This window comes from Mycobacterium sp., assembly GCF_035499775.1.
Classification (GTDB): domain Bacteria; phylum Actinomycetota; class Actinomycetes; order Mycobacteriales; family Mycobacteriaceae; genus Mycobacterium.
In genome coordinates, this window is record NZ_DATJYB010000418.1 from 1 (window position 1) to 2,069 (window position 2,069).

The window sequence follows — 2,069 nt, forward strand, 5'->3', positions numbered from 1 at the left end:
AGCGCCGACGGCATCGTCAAGATCACCTTGCCGATGTGGCGGGCCTGGCTCATGAACCGGAAGGCCGCCGGGGCGCAGCGCACATCCCAGGTGGTGACCGGCAGCCGGTGCAGGATCTGGCTGTCGAACAGTTCCTTCACCTCGCCCAGCATCTCGTGCATGCGCACCGGGCCGGCCTCCGACAGGTCGAAGGCCCGGTACCACACACCGGGGTAGTTGGCGGCGATCTTCTGCGCGTCGCGGATATCGGTCTTGCCCATCTCGAGGAAGCGCCCGCCCCGGACCAACAACCGCAGCGAGGCATCCACGAATTCACCGGCCAGCGAGTCGAGCACCACGTCGACCCCGCGGCCGTCGGTGACCGAAAGGAACTTCTCCTCGAACTCCAGCGTGCGGGAGTCGCCGATGTGGTCGTCGTCAAATCCCATGGCGCGCAGCGTGTCCCACTTACCACGGCTGGCGGTCACGAAGACCTCGACGCCCCAGTGGCAGCACAGCTGCACTGCCGCCATGCCCACCCCACCGGTCCCGGCATGGATCAGAACCGATTCGCCGGCACGGATATCGGCCAGATCCCTCAATCCGAACAAGGCCGTCAAGAACACCACCGGCACGGCGGCGGCCTGGGCGAACGACCAGCCCCGCGGCATCTGAGCAATCAGTTCCTGGTGCACGACGGCCAGCGGACCCGCCCCGCCGAGGAATCCCATCACCTTGTCGCCGACGGCCAGGCCGGTGACGTCGGGTCCGACTTCGAGCACCACGCCGGCACCTTCGGCACCGAGCGGCGGGGCTTCGCCGGGATACATCCCCAATGCGGCCACCACGTCGCGGAAGTTGACCCCGACGGCCGACACCGCCACCCGCACCTCGCCCGCCTGCAGCGGTGCTTGCGCCTCCGGGCAGGGCTGGATCACCAGGTCTTCCAAAGTGCCGCCGCCGCCGGCGGCCAACCGCCACGCCGACTCCCCGGGCGGCACCGGCAGCAGCGGCGGGGCCGGGGACAGCCGAGCAGCATGCACGTTCCCGGAGCGCACCAGCAGTTGCGGCTCCCCGGCTGCGACCAGCGCGGCCGCGTCCAGCGGCTTGTCGGTATCGATCAACACGATCCGACCGGGGTTTTCGGCTTGCGCCGAACGCACCAGACCACACACCGCCGCGGCGGCCAGGTCGCTGACATCCTCACCGGGCAGCCCGACTCCGCCATGCGTCAGTACCACCAAGGTGCCCACCGAATCCCCACCGAGCCAGGACTGCAACACGTCCAGGGCGGCGTGGGTGGCCGCGTAAACCGTGCCAACTGGGTCTTTACCGTCCAGGCCGGCGGACTCGTACTCCCACACGACGACATCGCCGTCACGGCCGGCGCAGAAGTCCGCCCAGGACACCGCCGCGGGTGCATCAGTTTCGGCTTGGCTCACTGATATTGGCGACCACAGCATCTCCAGCGGCCCCTGGTCAGGCGTGCCGCTTGCGGCTGCCACTGCGGCGCGCAGCTGCGAGGCGCTCATTGCCCGGGTGACCAGCGCGCCCACCGACAGCACCGGCAATCCGGTGGCATCGGCCACGTCTATCGAGATCGCATCCGCCCCCGCCGAGGCGAGGCGGGCCCGCACCCGCCCGGCACCTCCGGCATGCAGCGACACCCCTCGCCAGCAGAACGGCAGCTTCGTCTCGCCGGTGTCGATCGCCAGCCCAAGGGCGTGTAGTACCGAGTCCAGCACCGCCGGATGGATCCCCATCCGGTCGACCGCCATGCCGGTGGGGGCGGCTACCTCGGCGAACAGCTCGGACTCGCGCCGCCAAATCCCCAGCAGCCCCTGAAACGCCGGGCCGTAGGCATAACCGCGTCCGGCCAGCTGCGCATAGCCCTCGGAGATGTCGACACTTTCCGCGCCCTCCGGCGGCCACACCGACAAATCGGCCGCGGCCACCGGGGCTTCCAGGCCAAGCGTGCCCTCGGCGTTCAGCAGCCAGCCTCCGTCGGACTCGTCGGACCGCGAATACACCGACACCGTCCGGCGCCCGGCATCGCCCGGGGGTCCCACCACCACCTGCACCTGCACCCC

General features: G+C 69.9%; 1 protein-coding gene. It reads right to left on the reverse strand.

Going from position 1 to position 2,069, the window contains the following annotated elements:
* Positions 1–2,069, reverse strand: a 2,069-nt coding sequence (locus VML93_RS25875; protein ID WP_325615120.1) for a polyketide synthase dehydratase domain-containing protein, incomplete at both ends; no start/stop codon positions are given.